The organism is Tahibacter caeni (assembly GCF_024609805.1).
Lineage (GTDB): Bacteria > Pseudomonadota > Gammaproteobacteria > Xanthomonadales > Rhodanobacteraceae > Tahibacter > Tahibacter caeni.
On sequence record NZ_JANFVR010000057.1, the window covers coordinates 1 to 20,098 of the forward strand.

Annotated in this window: 17 protein-coding genes and 1 pseudogene; 8 read left to right on the forward strand and 10 right to left on the reverse strand. The window is 66.7% G+C overall.

The window, feature by feature from the left end; genetic code table 11:
• From NON22_RS07455 to NON22_RS07490, 8 genes and pseudogenes are all read left to right on the forward strand, one after another.
• Positions 1-639: pseudogene (locus NON22_RS07455) on the forward strand (FAD-binding protein); the annotation flags it as partial.
• A gap of 3 nt (positions 640-642) precedes the next feature.
• Entirely contained in the window at positions 643-1,380 is a 738-nt protein-coding gene (locus tag NON22_RS07460; RefSeq protein WP_257386305.1) for an SDR family oxidoreductase, read from the forward strand.
• Positions 1,380-2,324 carry an NAD-dependent epimerase/dehydratase family protein gene (locus NON22_RS07465; RefSeq protein WP_257386306.1) on the forward strand — a complete coding sequence of 315 codons (945 nt, stop codon included), beginning with the start codon at positions 1,380-1,382 and terminating at the stop codon, positions 2,322-2,324. The genes NON22_RS07460 and NON22_RS07465 overlap by 1 nt, the downstream gene beginning before the upstream one ends.
• Before the next feature lie 87 nt (positions 2,325-2,411).
• Positions 2,412-3,701, forward strand: coding sequence for an NAD(P)/FAD-dependent oxidoreductase (locus NON22_RS07470; protein ID WP_257386321.1), 1,290 nt, complete (start codon positions 2,412-2,414; stop codon positions 3,699-3,701).
• 8 nt (positions 3,702-3,709) lie between these two features.
• Positions 3,710-4,378 (forward strand): class I SAM-dependent methyltransferase, encoded by a 669-nt coding sequence (locus NON22_RS07475; protein WP_257386307.1) that lies wholly within the window; start codon positions 3,710-3,712, stop codon positions 4,376-4,378.
• A 37-nt stretch (positions 4,379-4,415) separates the two neighbouring features.
• A complete protein-coding gene (locus tag NON22_RS07480; RefSeq protein ID WP_257386308.1) occupies positions 4,416-4,805 on the forward strand; it encodes a GtrA family protein in 390 nt (129 codons plus the stop codon).
• Between the two features lie 86 nt (positions 4,806-4,891).
• Positions 4,892-7,330, forward strand: coding sequence for a hypothetical protein (locus NON22_RS07485; protein WP_257386309.1), 2,439 nt, complete (start codon positions 4,892-4,894; stop codon positions 7,328-7,330).
• 119 nt (positions 7,331-7,449) lie between these two features.
• Complete coding sequence (locus NON22_RS07490; RefSeq protein ID WP_257386310.1) at positions 7,450-8,280, forward strand: class I SAM-dependent methyltransferase; 831 nt, start codon at positions 7,450-7,452, stop codon at positions 8,278-8,280.
• 17 nt (positions 8,281-8,297) lie between these two features.
• On the opposite strand, the gene NON22_RS07495 is transcribed toward NON22_RS07490, so the two are convergent.
• The 10 genes from NON22_RS07495 to NON22_RS07540 form a co-directional block, all read right to left on the reverse strand.
• A complete protein-coding gene (locus NON22_RS07495; RefSeq protein WP_257386311.1) occupies positions 8,298-9,548 on the reverse strand; it encodes a rhamnosyltransferase WsaF family glycosyltransferase in 1,251 nt (416 codons plus the stop codon).
• 9 nt (positions 9,549-9,557) lie between these two features.
• Positions 9,558-10,142, reverse strand: a complete 585-nt coding sequence (locus tag NON22_RS07500) for a class I SAM-dependent methyltransferase (protein WP_257386312.1) — start codon at positions 10,140-10,142, stop codon at positions 9,558-9,560.
• Positions 10,143-10,217: 75 nt separating this feature from the next.
• On the reverse strand, positions 10,218-12,596 hold the full coding sequence (locus NON22_RS07505) for a glycosyltransferase family 2 protein (protein WP_257386313.1): 2,379 nt from the start codon (positions 12,594-12,596) through the stop codon (positions 10,218-10,220).
• Positions 12,597-12,615: 19 nt separating this feature from the next.
• Positions 12,616-13,905 (reverse strand): sulfotransferase family protein, encoded by a 1,290-nt coding sequence (locus NON22_RS07510; RefSeq protein ID WP_257386314.1) that lies wholly within the window; start codon positions 13,903-13,905, stop codon positions 12,616-12,618.
• A complete protein-coding gene (locus NON22_RS07515) occupies positions 13,898-15,241 on the reverse strand; it encodes an ABC transporter ATP-binding protein (protein ID WP_257386315.1) in 1,344 nt (447 codons plus the stop codon). The genes NON22_RS07510 and NON22_RS07515 overlap by 8 nt, the downstream gene beginning before the upstream one ends.
• On the reverse strand, positions 15,231-16,058 hold the full coding sequence (locus NON22_RS07520; RefSeq protein WP_257386316.1) for an ABC transporter permease: 828 nt from the start codon (positions 16,056-16,058) through the stop codon (positions 15,231-15,233). The genes NON22_RS07515 and NON22_RS07520 overlap by 11 nt, the downstream gene beginning before the upstream one ends.
• Before the next feature lie 26 nt (positions 16,059-16,084).
• The gene (locus tag NON22_RS07525; protein ID WP_257386317.1) at positions 16,085-17,254 is read right to left on the reverse strand and encodes a cystathionine gamma-synthase; all 1,170 of its coding nucleotides are present in this window, start codon (positions 17,252-17,254) and stop codon (positions 16,085-16,087) included.
• Between the two features lie 49 nt (positions 17,255-17,303).
• Positions 17,304-18,674: a pyridoxal-phosphate dependent enzyme gene (locus tag NON22_RS07530; RefSeq protein WP_257386318.1), complete on the reverse strand. Its 1,371-nt coding sequence runs from the start codon at positions 18,672-18,674 to the stop codon at positions 17,304-17,306.
• A gap of 319 nt (positions 18,675-18,993) precedes the next feature.
• Entirely contained in the window at positions 18,994-19,206 is a 213-nt protein-coding gene (locus tag NON22_RS07535) for an HP1242/YdcH family protein (protein WP_257386319.1), read from the reverse strand.
• A 371-nt stretch (positions 19,207-19,577) separates the two neighbouring features.
• Positions 19,578-20,098 (reverse strand): OmpA family protein (locus NON22_RS07540; RefSeq protein WP_257386320.1); only part of this gene is annotated, 521 nt, incomplete at its 5' end.

Consider the following 20,098-nt stretch of genomic DNA (forward strand, 5'->3'; position numbering starts at 1 on the left):
GACGTGTGCTCTTCCGATTTCATCTGCGCGAACCACGCGCCGGCGGCCGACGGTCCGCGGCCGTCGCGGCGCCGCCTCGCGGTGCCGTTCACGCCGCCGCTGTCGCTGATCAACCGCGCGAGCCTGCGCGCATTCAACACGCTGTACTACCACCGCCAGCGCGCCCGCGTGCAGCAGGCGCTGACCCATTACGAGCCGTATTTCTACCCGCTGGACGCGATCGGCCAGTGGAACCGCATCTACGGTCCGCGCGGCTTCCTGCAGTACCAGTGCGTGCTGCCGCCGGATGCGGCCGAAGCCGGCATGGGCGAGCTGCTCGCGCGCATCGCGGCCAGCGGCAGCGGCTCGTTCCTGGCCGTGCTCAAGGTGTTCGGCACGCGCAAGTCCGCTGGTATCCTGTCGTTTCCCCGGCCCGGCGCGACGCTCGCGCTGGACTTCCCCAACCATGGTCCCGCCACGTTCGCGCTGCTCGACGCGCTCGACGAGGTCGTGGCAGGCGCGGGCGGCGCGGTCTATCCGGCCAAGGACGCGCGCGTCGCCGGGGCGCGTTTTCGCGGGTATTTCCCGGCCTGGCAGAGCCTGCAGCCCTATCTGGATCCGAAGTTCTCATCGAGCTTCTGGCGCCGTGTGACGGAGTAACCCATGCGCAGAATCCTCATCGTCGGCGCGACCTCGGCGATCGCCGAAGCGACCGCCCGCCTGTTCGCCGCGCGCGGCGACGCGCTCTGCCTCGTCGGCCGCGACGCGGCGCGGCTGAAGCTCATCGCCGACGACCTCGGCGTGCGCGGCGCCGTACGCACCGCGACCGCCACGCTCGACGCGACCGACTTCGCGGCCCAGGCCGGCGTACTCGACCTCGCCGAGCGCGAACTCGGCGGCCTCGACACCGTGCTGATCGCCCACGGCACCCTGACCGACCAGAGCCAGGCGCAGGAATCCGTGGAAATCCTGCGCCGCGAGTTCGACGTCAACGCGCTCAGCGTCATGGCGCTGCTGACGCCGATCGCGAACCGCTTCGCCGCGCAGGGCTTCGGCGACATCGCGGTGATCTCCTCGGTCGCCGGCGACCGCGGCCGCCTGTCGAACTACGTCTACGGCTCGGCCAAGGCCGCCGTGACGGCGTTCCTGTCGGGCCTGCGTCAGCGCCTGCAGAAATCCGGCGTCAACGTGCTGACGATCAAGCCCGGCTTCGTCGACACGCCGATGACGAAAGACTTTCCCAAGGGCGCGCTCTGGGCCAAGCCCGAAGACGTCGCCGCCGGCATCGTCAAGGCCATCGACCAGCGCCGCAGCGTCGCCTACCTGCCGTGGTTCTGGCGGCCGATCATGTTCGTGATCCGCAGCGTGCCGGAGTTCCTGTTCAAGCGGGTGAAGCTGTGATGCCGGCCAGGACCGACAAACTCGTCCTGACGGGCGCGGCCGGCCTCGTCGGCCAGAACCTCGTCGTCGAGCTCAAGGCGCAGGGCTACACGAACCTCGTCGCGATCGACAAGCACGCGCACAATCTCGCGATCCTGCGCGAGCTGCATCCGGACGTGCGGACGATCGAGGCGGATCTCGCCGAACCGGGCGCCTGGAGCGACAGCTTCGCCGGCGCTGCCTGCGTGGTGCAGCTGCACGCGCAGATCACCGGCAAGTTTCCGGAAGAATTCGTGCGCAACAACGAGCAGGCGACGCGCCTCGTGCTGGCAGCGGCCAAGCAGCACGCCGTGCCCTATCTCGTGCACATCAGCTCGTCGGTGGTCAATTCGGTCGCCGACGACGACTACACCAACACGAAGAAGGCGCAGGAGAAGCTCGTCGTCGACAGCGGCCTGGCCCATTGCGTGCTGCGGCCGACGCTGATGTTCGGCTGGTTCGATCCCAAGCACCTGGGCTGGCTGTCGCGCTTCATGGAAAAGGTGCCGGTGTTCCCGATTCCGGGCCACGGACGCTACATGCGCCAGCCGCTGTACGAGCGCGACTTCTGCCGCTGCATCGTCAAGTGCATCGAGACCCAACCCGACGGCGCGGTCTACGACGTCTGCGGCGACACGCGCATCGACTATGTCGACATCATCCACACGATCAAGCGCGCCAAGGGACTACGCACGCCGATCGTGCACATCCCCTACTGGCTGTTCAAGGCGCTGCTGAAGACCTATGCGCTGTTCAGCAGCAAGCCGCCGTTCACCGCGGCGCAGCTCGACGCGCTGACCGCCGGCGACGAATTCACCGGCGTCGACACGCAGGCCGTGTTCGGCGTGGCGCAGACGCCGTTCGCCGAGGCCGTGCGCGAGAGCTATTGCGATCCGCGCTATGCGCACATCGTGCTGGAGCGATGAGCGCATGACGCATACCGCATCGCTCGCGGCGCCGCGCCGAAACGGTCCTTCTCCGACGCTTCTGCACAAGGTTCATTCGTGAGCGAGATGAAGAAACGCTTCGCCGTCATCGGCTCCGGCCCCATGGGCCTGATGGCTGCGATGGAAATCCTCAAGGCCGGCCGCGAGGTCGACGTCTACGAGCGCGACGACCGCATCGGCGGCATGTCGGCGGCCTTCGATTTCGACGGCCTGCAGATCGAGCGCTACTACCACTTCGTCTGCAAGACCGACGATCCGCTGTTCGAGCTCATGGCCGAACTCGGCATCGCCGACAAGCTCAAGTGGACCGACACGAAGATGGGCTTCTACTGCCAGGGCAGGCTGTACGAGTGGGGCACGCCGTTCGCGCTGCTGCGCTTCGACAAGCTCGGCTGGATCGACAAGTTCCGCTACGCGCTGCACGTCATGCGCACGAAGAGCATCACGGACTGGCGCGCGCTGGACCAGGTCGGCGTGACCGACTGGCTCAAGCGCAATCTCGGCGAGCGCGCCTACGACGTGCTCTGGGAGCGGCTGTTCCATCTGAAGTTCTACGAGTACAAGGACCAGCTGTCGGCGGCCTGGCTCGGCACGCGCATCAAGCGCGTCGCGCTGTCGCGCCGGAATCTGTTCCAGGAGTCGCTGGGCTACATCGAAGGCGGCTCGGAAACCCTGCTGCAGAAGATGCAGGAGTTCGTCCTCGCCCGCGGCGGCCGCATCCACCTGTCCGCCGGCATCGAGCGCGTCAACGCGCCGGCCGGCAAGGTCGAGAGCATCACCGTGCGCGGCGAGACGATCCCGTTCGATCGCGTCGTCAGCACCGCGCCGATCCAGCACGTGCCGCGCCTGGTGCCGGACCTGCCCGAAGCGTTCGCCGCGCGTATCAGTGCGCTGCAGAACATCCCGGTCGTCTGCGTGATCCTCAAGCTCAGGCAGCCGCTCAGCGAAAACTTCTGGATGAACATCTGCGACGACGGCATCGAGATTCCCGGCGTCATCGAATATTCCAACCTGAATCCGAACGCCGGACCGGCCGTCGTCTACGCGCCGTTCTACATGCCGAAGACGCATCCGAAGTACGCGCGCGACGACGCGGCGTTCATCGAGGAAGTGCTGGGCTATCTGCCGAAGCTGAACCCGGCGTTCTCGCGCGACTGGGTGCTGGCCAGCCACTGCCACCGCTACGACTACGCCCAGGCGGTCTGCCCGCCGGGCTACTATGCGATGCTGCCGCCGATGCAGACGCCGATCGAAGGCTTCAGCATGGCCGACACCGCCTACTACTATCCCGAAGACCGTTCCATCTGCGAAAGCGTCAAGGTCGCCAAGGCCCTGGCGCGCGTCGCGCTAGCGTGAGCCCTGCCATGGCCGATTCGAACGTCGAACTCGACAAACTGTACAACCAGCGTTTTCCCGAAGCCGCGCTCGCGCAGAAGCACGCGATCTGGAAAGTGCTCTGCAGCGACTTCTTCAGCCGCTACGTGAAGCCCACCGACACGGTCGTCGACATCGGCGCCGGCTACTGCGAATTCATCAACAACATCGAGGCCGGCAAGAAGATCGCGGTCGATCTGAACCCCGACGTGCGCCGCTTCGCCGCGCCGGACGTGCGCGTGATCAACGAGTCCTGCACGGCGATCCGCGAGCTCGACAGCGACAGCGTCGACGTCGTGTTCATGAGCAACTTCCTCGAGCACCTGCCGAGCAAGGATCTCGTGCTCGACACCTTCCGCGAGTCGCAGCGGATCCTGCGCAAGGGCGGCCGCGTGTTGATCCTGCAGCCGAACATCCGCTACCTGCCCGGCGAATATTGGGATTATTTCGACCACCACACGCCGCTGACCGAGCGCAGCCTCGTCGAAGGCCTGCAGCTGGCCGGCCTGGAGCCCACGACGGTCATCGCGCGCTTCCTGCCGTACACGACCAAGAGCCGGCTGCCGCAGGCGCCTTGGCTGGTTCAGCTCTACCTGAAAGTGCCGCTGGCCTGGCGCGTGCTCGGCAAGCAGGCCTTCGTCGTGGCGCAGAAGCGCTGATGCATCGGTTTTCGTCACGACCGCGGCGCAGCGCATCATGATCTCGCGGCGGTTCCTCGCCTTCGTCGCCGTCAGCGGCTTCGCCGCGGCGGCGAACTTCGGCTCGCGCATCGCCTTCAGTCAGTTCATGCCCTACGTACCGGCCATCGTCGCGGCGTTCTGCATAGGACTGACCACGGCCTTCGTGCTGAACCGGCGACTGGTCTTCCGCGATTCCACCCGGTCCGTGCACCAGCAGGCTCTATGGTTCACGCTGGTCAATCTGTTCGCACTGGTGCAGACGATCGTGATCAGCCTGCTGCTTGCGCGTCACGCATTGCCGGCCCTGGGCATGACCGCGCATGCCGATACGATCGCTCACGCGGTCGGCGTCGCGACGCCGGTGCTCACGAGCTTCTTCGCTCACAAGCACCTGTCGTTCCGGTGAAGGCTGACGAAGACGCGGCTGTGACCCGCGCTATCTGACGCTGCGGCTTCACGATATGATCGCAATCGACCTCCCCGTACCGTCCGATGAGCAATTACTTATCCATCGACGACCGCTGGCAACCCGGTGCCGGCAGTCGCAAGGACAAGGTTTCACATCTCGGGGCATTGCTCGCGGGAATCGCCGCGTTCGTCTCGCTGTTCCGGGTAGGGATCGGTGCCGCGACGGATTCGCTCGATGGTTCTTGGACGGCGGTTCTGAGCTGGGCCTTTTCCGAAGGTGCCCAGTTCGGCAAGGACATCGTCTTCACCTACGGTCCGCTCGGCTTTCTGATTCCGATCGCCAACTATCATCCGCAGACATTCGGCCTGTATTTCGCTGCACAGGTGATGCTCGGCGTGGTCTGGGCGATGCTGGTGGCACGCTTCGCCCTGCGCCTGCCCACGATAGTCCAGATGGCGCTGGGCCTGCTGCTCGTATGCTGGGCGCCGATCGTCATCATCGACGTCGGCTGGTATCTGATGTTCGTCCTGGCGGCGGTATTCGCTCACGAGGACGCAAAAAAAACCCAGATCGGAACGCAGCTGTTCGGCTTCGTCGCGCTGTTCGCGCTCAGCGTGATCGCGCTGACGAAATTCACTTTTTTGCTGCTGTGGCTGACTTTCATCGGTCATCAGGTGCTTCAGCTCCTTCTTGCACGGCGACCGGTCGCTGCCGTTCTCGCCGGCGCCACGGCGATCCTGCTGCTGCTCGCACTGTGGACTGCCGCCGGCCAGAATCTTTCATCGTTGCTGCCGTTTTTTCTTTATGGACTCGAGATCAGCCGCAGCTATGGCGCGAGCATGGGCTACATGCCGGGCCTTGCCACGGACCTCGCCGGGCTGGCAATACTCGCCCTCGCGGCTGTCTGCGTCGCTCCGCTGCTGTCCCGCGGCGAAAGCCTGGCGCGGCGTGCGCTCGCCCTGTTTCTGCTGCTGACGCTCGCTCTGACCTGGAAAGCCGGCTATACCCGGGCGGACGCGCATGTCTGCATCTTTTTCGGCGCCGCTTCGCTCATCGCCGTCGTGGCTGCGGTCCTGCGCAGATCCGCAACGCCGCGACCCGGACTCGGGCAGCCCGCAGCGGCAGGCCTCGCGTCATCGGCCGGACTGCTGCTGACCTATTCCCTGCTCGGCGGCGTCGTGCCGGTGTTGAACAACACCTGGGAATTCGCAGGTCTCTCGCTACGCCATCTGTTCAACCCGGATTCCGTGCGCCGCCTGTATCAGGCGGGCTGGGACAGCGGCGCGCGGCGCTTCGATCTGCCGGCGACGCGTGAGCGCATCGGCAACGAAAGCGTCGACCTGCTCATGCACGAACAGGGAGTCGTGCTGTTGAACGGCTTCAACTATTCGCCGCGACCGGTCTTTCAGGGCTACGGTGCGTACTCCACTCCACTTGCGCGGCTCAACGAAAGCAAGCTGCTGGGGGCGTCGGCGCCGCGATACCTGCTGTTCAAGCTGCAAGCGATCGATGAGCATCTGCCCGGCATGGAAGATCCGCTCGCCCAACTCGCGGCGCTGCGCAGCTACGCGCCCGTCGGCTACGAGAAGAGCTACTTGCTGCTCGAGCGCACAGGCTCCGTTCCCGCACTGGAGGCGCCGCCCGCACCGGCATGGCGGGAAGCGTCGTTCGGCGAAGAGATCCCCGTCACGCAGACGGCGGCGCAAATCCTGTTCTTTCGCATCGAACTCAGCCTCGTGGGCAAGCTGTACGCGGCTTTCTTTCGCGAGCCTGCCGCCCGTCTCGACGTGGTCGACGGCGAAGGAGCGATTCACAGCTACCGCGTGACGCGCAGCCTCGGCGACGCCGGCGCGCTGGTCTCGCCGCTGCTGGCCGACAACGTCGACTACCTGAACTGGTACTCGCGACAGCGTGAACTGCGCCCGCGCTCGCTGCGTTTCGTTGCGCAGACGCCGGCTCTGCAGCGCTTGTTCGCGCCGCGCCTGAGCTATGCGCTACAGGTCGTGGAACTGCCGCGGAAGGACCTCTCGCAGTTGCCGGAGTCCCTGCATCGCAGCGTCTTCTATCCCGGATTCAGCCACCTGCCGCGCAATCCGCGCAGCCCGGCGGCGATCGAGATGATCCAGAACCTCGGCGAGGACGCGCTGTTCATGCATGCGCCCTCGTCGATCGAATTCCTACTGCCGGCCGGGCGCTGGCGCGCCGAGGGCAAATTCGGCCTGCGCGCCGACAGCTACGCGGCCGGCGTCTGCCCGCAGGCGGACGGAACGCTGCTGCGCGCCTATCGCGGCGCAGCGCCCGCGGGAGCCAACTCGACGCTGTTGTTTTCGCGCCAGATCGATCCGCTGCATGTGGAGGCGGACCGAGGCGCCCAGCCCTTCGCTCTACCGCCATTCGACAGCGACGGCAAGACGCCGGTGACGTTCGAATTCAGCGGCGGCACGGCGCCTTCCGCAACGACGGAGTGCGACTGGACCTTCATCGGCCCGCTGCGCTTCGAGCCGGAGCGGGAGGCACCGTAGGCGCCGACGCGGCGTGGACGCAAATTGGCGAAAATCGTTTTATAGCCCCTTTCCGTCGCAGTTCGTCGTGCGGAATTCGCTTATCCTCTGCCGGACTCAACACATCCTCACGCCATACCATGGAACGCATCGAAAAGATCCTGCACAGGCTTCGCCGCGAAGGCCGAGGACTGGAGTTCGGCCCCAGCCACAGTCCAGTTGCGCCAAAGAGCGCGGGCTTCCGGGTCGAAACGGTCGATCACCTGGATCGCGCGGGGCTAATCGACAAATACCGCGATCACGGCGTCGACCTGAACCGGATCGAGGACGTGGACCATGTCTGGTCCGGTCAACCGTTGACCGAACTGATCCGCAACCAAGGCCAGTATGACTGGATCATCGCCTCTCACGTGATCGAGCACGTGCCCGACCTCATCGGTTTCGTGAACCAATGTGCCGCGCTGCTCAAACCGGATGGGCTGCTGTCACTGGCCGTGCCGGACCTGCGCTATTCGTTCGACTGCCTGCGCTGGCCGAGCACGGCCGGCGAGATTCTGCAAGCGCACCTGGACCGGCGTACGCGCCACGCACCGGGCAAGGTGTTCGATTACTTCACGACCGTCGTCATGCGCAACGGTCGGATCGTCTGGAACGATCTGGACCCGGCCGAGTACGCCCCAGTGCACACTTTCGATCAGGCCGAACTGCTGCTGCACGAGGCGATCGAGACGACCAAGTATTGCGACTTCCACGCGTGGGCGTTCACGCCGACCAGTTTTCGTTTCGCGCTCAACGATCTGCGGCGACTGAAGCTGCTAGAACTCGGCGAAGTCGAATTCTTCGACACGGTGAGCGGGGAATTCCACGTCACGCTCGGACGCGCTGCGCCGCTGCAGGATTTCGACCGCGTGCGTGAGCTGCGCAAGATCCGCGGCGAACTGGCCCAGGTCCAGGTCGCCGCGGAGAGCTGAAGCCGGCGCCGCGCCGATCACCAGTGCTGCGCGGCCCAGCCTTTGATCTGCGTCACGGCCGCATCGAAGCTGCGGTCGTCGCCGAGGAACGCGTGATCGCCGGGGATGCGCCAGCGCTGTGCCATCTGCGCAAATTCCCACCGATCCACCTCGCCGCGCAGCGCGTCGGCAATGGCCGCCGGCGAGGCCGAGCGCAGCGACACCACGTTGTCGAACCAGCACGCCAGATCCTTGTTGGCGAAAGCGTTGCTGATCGTCGACATGCCGAAGGCGGCCATTTCCAGCGGCGGGTAGCTCGGATGCGGCGACAACATCAGCGACAGACCGATCGCCGAGCGCTGCAGCCGGCTGCGGTAGTCCGCCAGGCTCAGCTTGCCGAGTCCGCGCAGCACGAACGGTCCGAGATCCAGGTCGCGGTCGAGTTCGCCGATGCCCAGCACGTCCCAGTGCTTGCAGCGCGCGTCGCTCCAGCCCCAGGCACGCAGCCCCTCGCAAATCAGCGGCAGCGCGTTGCGCGGCACCGACGGGCGCGCATAGACCAGGATCACCCGCTCACGCTGCTCGCCGGCCTGCTCCACCGGCCGCAGTGACGCATTCAGCGTCGGCTCGATGACGACCTGCCGCGCGTAGGTGATGCCTTGTCCGGCGAAGTAGTCGCGCAACAGGCCGGTGTTGAACACACCGAAATCGAAATCCGCCCGGTAAGTGCTGGACGCCACCGCCGACTGGCTGGACCACGGATAGAAGCCCGGCTCGAAATCCTGGATGAAATACAGCACCGGCCGTGGCGTTTCACCGAGAGACTGCTGCCAGGCGGTCGCTGACTGCGCGGCGAACGCCGTCCACCAGGCCGTCGCCATCCAGCGATCCGCGGCACCGGCCGGTAGCGTGCGTCCGTACCGGTTGCTGAAGCCGACGATCTGCCGCGGCGCGTCGGATTCCTCGTCGCTGTCCACGGCGACGTGGTCGGGGAAACGGGCCAGCGCCTCGCTGCGCGGATGACTGTCGAGCAGAACGATGCGCGAACGCGGAAAACGGTCCAGCAGCGCGCGATAGAGCTTCACGGCGGTGTCGGCGCCGCCGAAATAGTGCTCGGGATTGATCGACGGCAGCACCAGGTTCAGGCGCGGCGAGGAACACTGCCGAGCGCGCAGGCCGAATGGCGTGATCTCGGGCACGCTGGTCGCGATCTGCGGTTCCAGCACGACCGACACGCCGCGCTCGCGCGCCAGCGCCAGACCGGATTTCAGCAGCCGCAGCAGCTTCATGCGCGAACCTCAGAACACACGGCGCGGGGATTCGCGGCCCGACTGCGAAACCCAGACTTCGGGAATCTGCGGACGGACGGCCTCATGCCGCTGCTTGTCGACCTGAATGAACGCGCCGAACTCCAGCGCGATGTTGAACATGTGATCCAGCGCAAAATCGAATGGAATGTTCATTTTTTCCAGACGCGCTTCGATGCCCGGGAACAGGACGTAGTGGTACTTCTTCAATTCGAAGCGCCCCTGTTGCCCGCCGAAATAGAAACCGTCGTATTCGAAGCAGATGTGCTTCCAGATCGTCTCGTTGTAGAACTGGAAATGCCCGAGCACGAACGCGTCGTTGCTCTTGAGATACGGAGTCCATATCTCGACGGTGGCTCCGTGGCGGCAGACGCGCACGATCTCACGCAGGATGTTCTGCGGCGACCGGATGTGCTCGAACGCATGATTGGAGAAGACGTAATCGACCGAATTGTCCTCGAACGGCAGCCTCTCCTGCTCCACGTCGATCACATGGTCCACGCCGGGGGCCGGGGCAATGTCGATGCCGATGAAGCCCGCTCGCTTGTTGGGACCGCAACCTATGTCGATCTTCATTCGCTAGTGCTCCGTGACAGGGCAACACAGACGGGCCGAGACGCCGCCGGCGTTGAATGCAGGTTCCGCAGCGACTCAGCCACGGGGTGAAGGTCTCAGACTGGGACTGGATCGCATGGGGTCCAGGTTGTTGCTGAACAGCGGATCTCCATCCGTGCGGAAACTGCCATAGCTCGCGGCGGAACGCACGAAATCCACTTCGGGTATCGCTCGCGGATCGCGCGTCTTGGATTCGTAGTGATACAGCCGCGCCTCCGGCAGGTAGACATTGTGCAGGCCACTGCGGTGGGCGCGCAGGCACAGGTCGACGTCGCTGCCGCAGACGATGAATTCCTCGTCGAAGCCGCCGAGCCGACGGAACTTGTCGGCAGCGATCGCCATGCAGGCGCCGGTCACCGCGAGCACGTTGCGCCGGAGCATCGGCGACACGAACAGGTCTTGGCGATGCTGCGGCGGCTCGCCCTTGTAGACGTGGTCGGCCCAGCCGCCCATGCCGACGACGACGCCCGCATGCTGGATGGTGCCGTCCTCGTACAGCAGCAGCGGCGCGCAGACGCCGACCTGCGGGCGTATCGCGTTCTCCACGAGGCGCTGCAGCCAGTCCGGCGAGATGACAACCGTATCGTTGTTGAGGAAGATGTAGACATCCGCGTCGACGGCGGCGGCGCCAAGATTGTTCAGATGCGACCAGTTGAACGGCACCGGCGCCGGCAGCACGCGCAGGTTTGGATGCGCCGTGCCGGCCTCGTCGAAATACTGCTGCGTCGCCGGCTCGGCCGAGTCGTTGTCGATGACGACGACCTCGTAGTTCGGATAAAGAGTGCGATCGAAGATCGAGGCGAGGCAGGCGGACAGCAGATCCACGCGGTCGCGCGTCGGAATCAGCACGGCGGCACGCGGCGCCGTCGCCGGCAGCGGATAGCGCACGTCATAGGTGAACAGGTGCTCGCCGTCGCCGGCAATCGCGCCCGGGCTTTGCAGGTCGAGATAGTGCTGGATCGCTTTGCGGCCGGCCTCGTGGGCATACGGTTTGGAGCCCGGATTGGCGGCCGTGGAATCCGGATGCTGGCGCCAGTGGTACAGCACGTGCGGAATGTGCGTGACCTTGGCTCCCGCGGCCACGCAGCGCAAAGCGAGATCGTAGTCCTGCGAACCGTCGCAACCGGACCGCAGTCCCCCGACCTGCTGCAGCAGTTCGCGCCGGATCGCGACGAAATGGCCGAGATACATCTGCGCGAGAAACAGGTCCGGGCTCCAGTCCGGTTTGAAGAACGGACTGCGTCGGCGCCCGTCCGGCCCGAGGCAGTCGTGGTCGGAATAGACCACGTCGCCGGCCGTGCGCGCATTGACCGCGACGGCCAGATGAGCGAGCGCGTCGCGCTGCAGCAGGTCGTCGTGGTCGAGGAAAACCACGTAGTCGCCCTGCGCCAGCTGCAGTGCCGAATTCGTGTTCGCCGCAATGCCGCCGCGCTCGTCGCGCAGGACGTAGCGCATGCGTGCGTCGCGTGCGGCGTAGTCGCGCAGCAGCGCGAGTGTGCGCGCGTCGCCGGAGGCATCGTCGGAAACGCAAACTTCGAGCTGCGCGTAAGACTGCTCCAGCACGCTGTCGATCGCCGCGGCGAGGAAACCCGCCGGCGGCTTGTAGGCCGGAATGACCACGCTGATCAGCGGTCCCGTCGCCGGCGCGTCGATCGCGGCATCGCACTGCTCGATCCAGCGCTCGTAACTCGAACCGTCGGATCCGGCGCGGCCCGGCGCATGCACGAAGCGATGCAGACGTCCGCCGAAACCGCGCACGCCGTCGGCACCGAACGCGCGCAGTGCGTTACCGGCGATCGTGCGCCAGCTTTCGCCCTGCGCCCGCGCCGCGAAGACGCCGTTGAACAGGTTCCGCACGAACGCCGTGACGCGCGAGGCCACCGCCGCGGGCACCGGCGCAAGCTTCGACTCGCGCACCATCGACTCGGCGAGCCGCTGCATGTCGCCGCCGCTCTGCGTGCGTAGCCGTGCCCAGGTGCTCCAGGCCGGCAGTCCTTGCCTCAGCATCCAGACGAAGCGGTCGCGCGCCACGCCGGCCGCCTCCATGGGTTGCAGCACCGGAACGTCCAGGGCGAACTCGCAGGCCTTGGTCGATGGATCGAAACGCAGCGCGTGTACGGCCTGCGGAAAGTACAACAGCGCGCTGCAGCGCTCATCGCTGCCGCGCACGTCCAGCGCGATCATGGTCGCCTCGCTCGGGCCGTCGCCGTAGTCCAGATACAGCATCGGATCTTCGATGCAGCCGGCCAGCAGACGCCAATGCAGCTCCAGCCGGTACCAGCCCGCCGTCAACGTCGACTCCGCCGGCATCAGCCCGAACTGCGGATCGCCGTTGCGCGAGCGCCAGCTGCCGGCGAAGCCGGATACGGGCCCGGCAGCTTCGAGATCGTTCAATGGTCGCACTGCCAGCATCATGCCGCCCTCCCCGTACCGCTCAGCGGCCGCCCCACCAGCGGCGCCAGAAACCGCGCCCATTGTGTGCGGCCATTTGCTGCGCCAGTGCGTCGACGGCATCGCCGAGCACCTGCACGTCGATCTGCTTGCCGCTTTCGTCGATCCCGCGCCGGATCGACGCGTCGCGCTGCGCCTGTTCCTGCTGCCACTGCGCCTGATCGGCCGCGAGTGCGGCGAAACGCTCGTGAATCGCGCCGACGGCCTCGGCGAAACCCTGTTGCTGCTGCAGCAGCTGCGCGAGGCTGTCGCGCGTCTGCGCGTCGCGACGTTCCTGCTGCGCGGCGATCTCGCCGAGAACGGCACTGACCGTGCCAAGCCCGTCCTGGACCGCGAGCGACTGCCGCGCCTGCTGCAGCTGTTCTAGCTCGGTCGTGTGCAGGACTTCGAAATAGTGCCGCAGCTCGTCGGCGGTGCGCACCTGCGACGTCAGCTCGCCGATGCAGGGCCCGAACGTCGCGGCGCCGTGTGCATAGTAGGCGCCGATCCGGGCGGCCTCGTCCCAGGCGGCCGCGTCGACGCGCGCGCGCGCGAAGGCCGCATACAGCTGCTCGGGCAGCTCGTCCGACACCTGCAGCGGCGGCACGAAGGCGTGATGACGCGCGCCCGGGTCGATGAACGTCGCGATCTGTCCGGCTACGTCGGCCGCGGCCACCGGCCAGGTCACGTCGAGTTCGCGCGCGATGCGGCCGGCAACGGTGTTCCAGTCCTCGATGAGCTCGTCGAAATGCACGACGCAGCGCGCATGGCCGCGCGTCGCTTCCTCGGCCTCGCGCATGTGCTGCAGCCAGAGCAGGCGCGAAACCGCAGGCGACCACCCGTCGCGCGCATGCAGCGACGCGGCGACTTCCTCGGGCGACCGCAGCACGAACACAAAGCGCGCGCCGATGCCGAACTCGGCGAGCACGTCCAGCCACAGCGGCACCAGCCGGCACAGCCGCGGATCCTTCAACGCCCACAGCGGCGCGGCGGCGAAGTCGCCGGCGATCAGCCGGCGAATCGACGCGCGTGCGCGCACCGCGGCTTCCGAGGACGTCCAGCCCGCCGGCATCTCGCGAATGTCGTGCCAGTTGCGGCCGAGATCCGCCAGCAGGGTTTCGTGGATGTCCACGGCGTCCTGGTTCTCCCAGAACCCGTTTTCGTTGTTGCCGCGGACCGCCGGCATCAGGCGCGATCCAAGTTCCGCGCCGAGCAGGTTGAGGACCCGGGTCAGCGCGGACGTACCGCTGCGGTGCATGCCCAGGACGAGGATTGCCTGGTGCGCCTCACTCATCGTTGTCTCCCGCTGATATCGCCTCGACCTCGCTGGCGAGGTCCAGATCCACATAGCCGGTGGCCAGCCGCGCCGGATCAGGCATAACCCGCAACATGACCGCGTCGATACGCCGGTCCAGGTAGGTTTCGCCTTCGCCGTCGAGTCCCAGCACGCCGGCATTGGCGAAATAGACGCCGGGCGCGAGCAGGCAACGGAAGCGGAAGCGCACGCGGAGCTCCTGCCCGGCTTCGACCACCGGCAGCGCATCGGCCGGCAGTGCGGTCGCGCCACCGGAGAGCTCCAGACCGGTCGTGGTCTTGAACAGCATGCCGCAGCGTACGCCGCTCGCACCGCGTTCGAAACGCACGCGATAGGTATAGACGTACTCCTGCCCCGCTCGCAGCACGTTGACCCGGCGCCCGGCCGGCGTGCACAGGTAGGGATCGACGATCTCGGCTCCGCGCGAGGGATATTTCAACGTGCTCTGCGGCACCAGACTCGGGTCGTAGTAGCTCTCGTCGTCGCTGCTCGCCGGCGTGGCCACCACCGCCGCGTCGACCGCGACTACCGCGTCGCTGCGCAGTTGCTCGCGCAGCTCGTCGGCACGGTCGGCCGGTGCGTACAGCAGACGGTGATAGCGCGAGATGACGTGCTTGGGCGTTCCCTGCAGCAGCATCTCGCCGCGGTCGAGCAGCACCGCGCGATTGCACAGCTCCACAACCATGCCGGCCGAGTGCGACACGAACAAGATCGTCGTGCCGTTGTCGCGCATGCGGTCGATGCGCGCATGGCATTTGCGCTGGAACGCTTCGTCGCCGACCGACAGCGCTTCGTCGACGACGAGGATGTCGGGCGTCACGTTGATCGCCACGGCAAAGGCCAGGCGTACGTACATGCCGCTGGAATAGCTCTTGACGGGCTGCTCGATGAACTCACCGATGTCGGCGAACGCGGCGATTTCGTCAAAGCGCCGGTCGATCTCGTCGCGCGTGAGGCCAAGCACCGTGGCGTTGAGATAGACGTTCTCGCGGCCGCTGAACTCCGGATTGAAGCCGGCGCCGAGCTCCAGGAGCGCCGCGACGCGGCCGTTGACCTGCACGCTGCCGCGGCTCGGGGCAAGCGTGCCGCAGATGATCTGCAGCAGCGTGGACTTGCCGGAACCGTTGCGGCCAACGATGCCGACGGTCTCGCCGCGGCCGATTTCGAAATTGATGTCGCGCAGCGCATGGAATTCGCGATGCCAGGAGCGGTTGGCGCCCGGAAACAGCTGCTGCAGCAGGCGGTGGTAGGGCTTGTCGTAGACCGCGAAAGCCTTGCCGACGCCGTCGACGCGGATGGCCAGTTCAGAGGACATCGGCGAATCCCGAACGCGTGGCCCGGAACCAGGCGTGCGCGAGATAGCAGAACAGCAGCGCGACGGCGGCGTAGAGCAACAGTCCGCGCCAGTCCGGCATCTGGTTCCACAACGCGACGTTGCGCGCCTGGTCGATGATGAAACTCAGCGGATTCAGGCGGAACACCAGCTGGTAGCGTGGCGACAATGTCTCCACCGGCACGACCGCCGAAGAAAGAAACAGCATCGCCGCGGCGAGCACGCCGGTGATCTGCGAGATGTCGCGCAGATAGACGCCGAGCGACGCGAGCAGCCAGCCGGTACCCGCGCCGACCAGGGCCAGCGGCAGCAGCACCAGCGGAAACAGCAGCACCGTCGCCGGCGGCGCGCCGTAACGCAGCACGTACAGCAGCAGCAGCACGGATAGATTCATCAGCAGATGGAAGAATGCCGACAGCACCATCGGCCACGGTAGGATTTCCAGCGGAAACACCACGCGCTTGACGTAGCTCGGGTTGCCGACGACGAGGCCCGGCGCCCGTGTCAGGCATTCGGTGAAGAAGCCATGCACGATCAATCCGACGAACAGGATCAGGGTGTAGTCCGGGCCGCCGTCGACCTGCTGCGGCCAGCGGCTCTTGAACACCGAGCCGAACGCGATCGAATAGACGATCAGCATCAGGAACGGGCTCAGCACGGACCAGAGCAGGCCGAAGCTCGCGCCGCGGTAGCGGCCGAGCACGTCGCGCTTGGTCAGTTCCCGCGTCAGCGACCAGTGCCGGCCGAAAGCTGAAAACGGCCCGGCCAGAAAGGTGCCGAGCCCGCCGACGCCATTCATATATGCATCACCGCCGCCGTCACGGTTCAGACCGCCGCGAGCGCGGCGTCAAGCTCGGCGCGCAGGTCGGCCACGTCCTCCACGCCGACCGACAGGCGCACGAGGTTGTCGTGGATGCCCAGGCGCGCGCGGTTCTCGGGCGGCACCGACGCATGCGTCATCACGGCCGGATGGTTGACGAGGCTCTCGACCCCGCCTAGCGATTCCGCCACGGCGAACAGGTGGCACTGTTCCATCATGCGCCGCGCGCCGTCGAAGCCGCCCTTGACGTAGACGCTGACCATGCCGCCGAAGCCGCTCATCTGGCGCTTGGCCAGGGCGTGCTGGGGATGGTCGGGCAGGCCCGGATAAAGCACTTTTTCCACTTTGGGATGCTTCGCGAGCCAGCCGGCCAGCTCCAGCGCCGATTCGCAGTGCGCGCGCATGCGCAGGTGCAGGGTTTTCAGGCCGCGCAGCGCCAGGAAGGAATCGAACGGCCCCTGTACGCCGCCGACGGCGTTCTGCAGGAAGGTCATCTTCTCGGCCAGCTCCGCATCGTCGCCGACCACGACCATGCCGCCGACGATGTCGGAGTGGCCGTTGAGGTACTTCGTCGCCGAATGCATGACGAGGTGCGCGCCGAGCTCGAGCGGGCGCTGCAGCATCGGCGTCGCGAACGTGTTGTCCACGCCGACGAGGATGCCGCGCGCGCGCGCGAATTCGGCGATCGCGGCGATGTCGACGATCTTGAGCAGCGGATTCGTCGGCGTCTCGATCCAGATCAGCCTGGTGTTCGGCTTCACCGCCGCCTCGAGCGCGGCGCGGTCGTTCAGGTCGACCCAGCTGAAGTCCAGGCCGGCCGAGCGGCGGCGCACGCGCTCGAACAGGCGGTAGGTGCCGCCGTAGACGTCGTCCATCGCGATGACGTGGCTGCCGCTGTCGAGCAGCTCCAGCACGGTCGAGGTCGCGGCCAGGCCGGAAGCGAACGCGTAGCCGTTGCGGCCGCCTTCGAGGTCGGCGACGCAGCGCTCGTAGGCGAAGCGCGTCGGATTGTGCGAGCGCGAATACTCGAAACCCTGGTGCACGCCGGGGCTGGACTGGGCATAGGTCGAGGTCGCGTAGATCGGCGTCATGACCGCGCCGGTGCTCGGATCGGGCGACTGGCCCGCGTGGATCGCGCGCGTGCCGAGGCCCTGGGTTTTGCTGGTATGGCTCATGCTGACTCGTCGATGGGCGCCGCGGCGCACCGGCTGATGGTCGTTCGCGTCACTGCACGCGGCGACGCAGGTAGTTGAGGAGGTCGATGCGCGTGATCAGGCCGAGGAAGCGCTCGCCGTGCATGACGATCGCGACGTGGCCGCGATCGAACACCGGCAGCAGCTCATGGATCGTCGCGCTGACGTCGAGCACGTCGAGCTTGGACACCATGGCCGTCGACACCGGATCGCGGAAGCGCGACTCGTCGGCGTGCACGTGCAGCAGCACGTCGGATTCGTCGACGATGCCGACGATCTTCTCGCCGTCCATGACCGGCAGCTGCGAGATCTCGTAGAGCTTCATGCGCTGGTAGGCCATGGTCAGCGGATCGTTCGGCCCGATGACGACGGTGTCGTGCGCCGCGTACGGCCGCATGATCAGGTCGCGCAGGTCGCCGTGCTGCTCGCGCTCGAGGAAGCCGTTGTCGAGCATCCAGTAGTCGTTGTACATCTTCGACAGGTACTTGTTGCCCGTATCGCAGACGAACACGACGACGCGCTTGGGCGTGGTCTGTTCGCGGCAGAAGCGCAGCGCCGCAGCGAGCAGAGTGCCGCTGGAGGAGCCGCCGAGGATGCCTTCCTTCTCGAGCAGCTCGCGGCCGGTCAGGAAGCTCTCCTTGTCGCTGATCGCGTAGGCCTTCCTGACGCGGCTGAAGTCGCTGATCGGCGGCAGGAAATCCTCGCCGATGCCTTCGACCATCCACGAGGCGCTCTTCGTCGACAGGGTGCCTTCGTTGATGTACTGGGTCAGGATGGAGCCGACCGGGTCGGCTAGGATGAATTCGACGTCCGGCGCGTGCTGCGCGAAGCAGCGCGACAGGCCGGTCATCGTGCCGGAGGAACCGCAGCCGAACACGATCGCGTCGAGCCTGCCGTCCATCTGGGCGAGGATTTCCGGCCCGGTGCCGGTCTCGTGTGCGAGCGGATTGTCCGGATTGCCGAACTGGTTGATGAAATACGCGCCCGGCGTTTCGCGCGCGAGGCGCTCGGCCATGTCCTGGTAGTACTGCGGATGGCCCTTGGCCACGTCCGAGCGCGTCAGCACGACTTCGGCGCCCATGGCCTTGAGGTTGAAGATCTTCTCGCGGCTCATCTTGTCGGGAACGACGAGGATGAGCTTGTAGCCTTTCTGCTGCGCCACCAGCGCGAGGCCGATGCCGGTGTTGCCCGCGGTGCCTTCGACGAGCGTGTCGCCGGGCCTGATCAGGCCGGCGCGCTCGGCCGATTCGATCATCGACAGGCCGATGCGGTCCTTGATCGAACCGCCCGGGTTCATGTTTTCCAACTTCAGGAACAGTTCGCAGCAACCCGTGTCGAGACGCTGCGCTTTCACCATCGGGGTCTGCCCGATCAGTTCCAGCACGCTTTGGTGGATGGTCATGAGGCTCCCGGCGGCACCGGCTTGTGCGCGGCACGTCGTTGTTTCAGGGGGCGCGATCATAACCGACGGCCTGCCGCGCCGCGACGCGCGGCCGTCGCGGCGCCGCGCGAATCGGCGATGGAGGTCACGCTCGGATGGGCTCGCGGCGCTCGTTGACGCGGGTTTCGCCGAAAACGCGTGCTTCGAGTCCTTTCCCCAGCGTCGATGCAGCCGGGGGAGAGGGAGTTCTTGCGCCCCCAAAAAGAACCCCTCCGGCGGCGCACCGCGGAGGGGTTCGGGTCGGCCTGAAACCGGTACGCCGCCGCGCGACTCGCGCGTGTCAGCGGTGCTCCCAGAGCTGGACCAGCCGGTCCTTCGCGCGCAGCTTTTCCTTCTTCAACGAATGCAGCGTGGTGTCGTCCATCGGCAGCACTCCGAGATCGGCGTCGCGCAGCTTGGTGTCCAGCTCCTGATGTCGCTGGTACAGGCTGCGGAATTCGGTGCTCGACTTGAGCAATGCGTCGATCTCGGATTTCTGGTGATTCTCGAACATCAGCCGTTCTCCTCTCGTTGTGTGAAACGCACGGCATCGCCGCCCGCGCGCGGGATGCGCAGGCGGCGACGGGTGCAGGGAACTGAAGCGAAGCGGAAGTGGCGTTCTCGCGAGCGTCGCCGCCATCGGGCGATGGCGGTGTGAGACGGACTCTGACCTCGGCGATGCGCTGATCTGCATGGATTCGGCAGCCGTACCGCGTGATCCGGCCGACTGCCGAGCCACCCTACTCCTTTGCCGGAGCCGGCGCAAACACGCCGCCGCAGGGCGCATTGGCATTTCGTTATGCGCCGGCCGCCGGCGTTTTCGCCGGCCGGTTCGGCGGCGGATCGCGGTCGCCGGCACGAACCGGACGCGACAATGACAACGCCTCAGCCGCCGTCGAGCAGCTCCACGACGACGCGGCGATTGCGCGCGCGTCCCTGCGCATCGTCGTTCGACGCGACCGGATCGGCGCCGCCTTCGCCCGACACCACGATGCGCGCAGCGGCGATGCCGCGCGCGACCAGCGCATCGCGCACGGCTTCGGCACGACGCAGCGACAGGCTCAGATTCGCCTCGGGACTGCCGGTCGCATCGGTGTGGCCTTCGATGCGTACCGACAGGGCCGGCGACGCGGCGAGCCAGACCGCGACACGCGCGACGCCGACGTCGGCGCCGCCGGCGAACGTGGCCGTGCCGGGTTCGAAGACGAGGTCTTCGAGCGTGATCCGGCGCCCGCCGCTGTCGGCGTCGGGCGCGAGCGCCGCGAGGCGTTCGGCCAGCGGCGCGTCCGCGGCCACGGCAGGCGCCGCAGGAGCAGCCGGCGGCGGCGGCGCGGCCTCCGCGACGGACGCGGCGGCGCGGCCGGCGGAATCCGCCGCCGGCGGGGGGGCGGGCGTGCCGCCCGGCG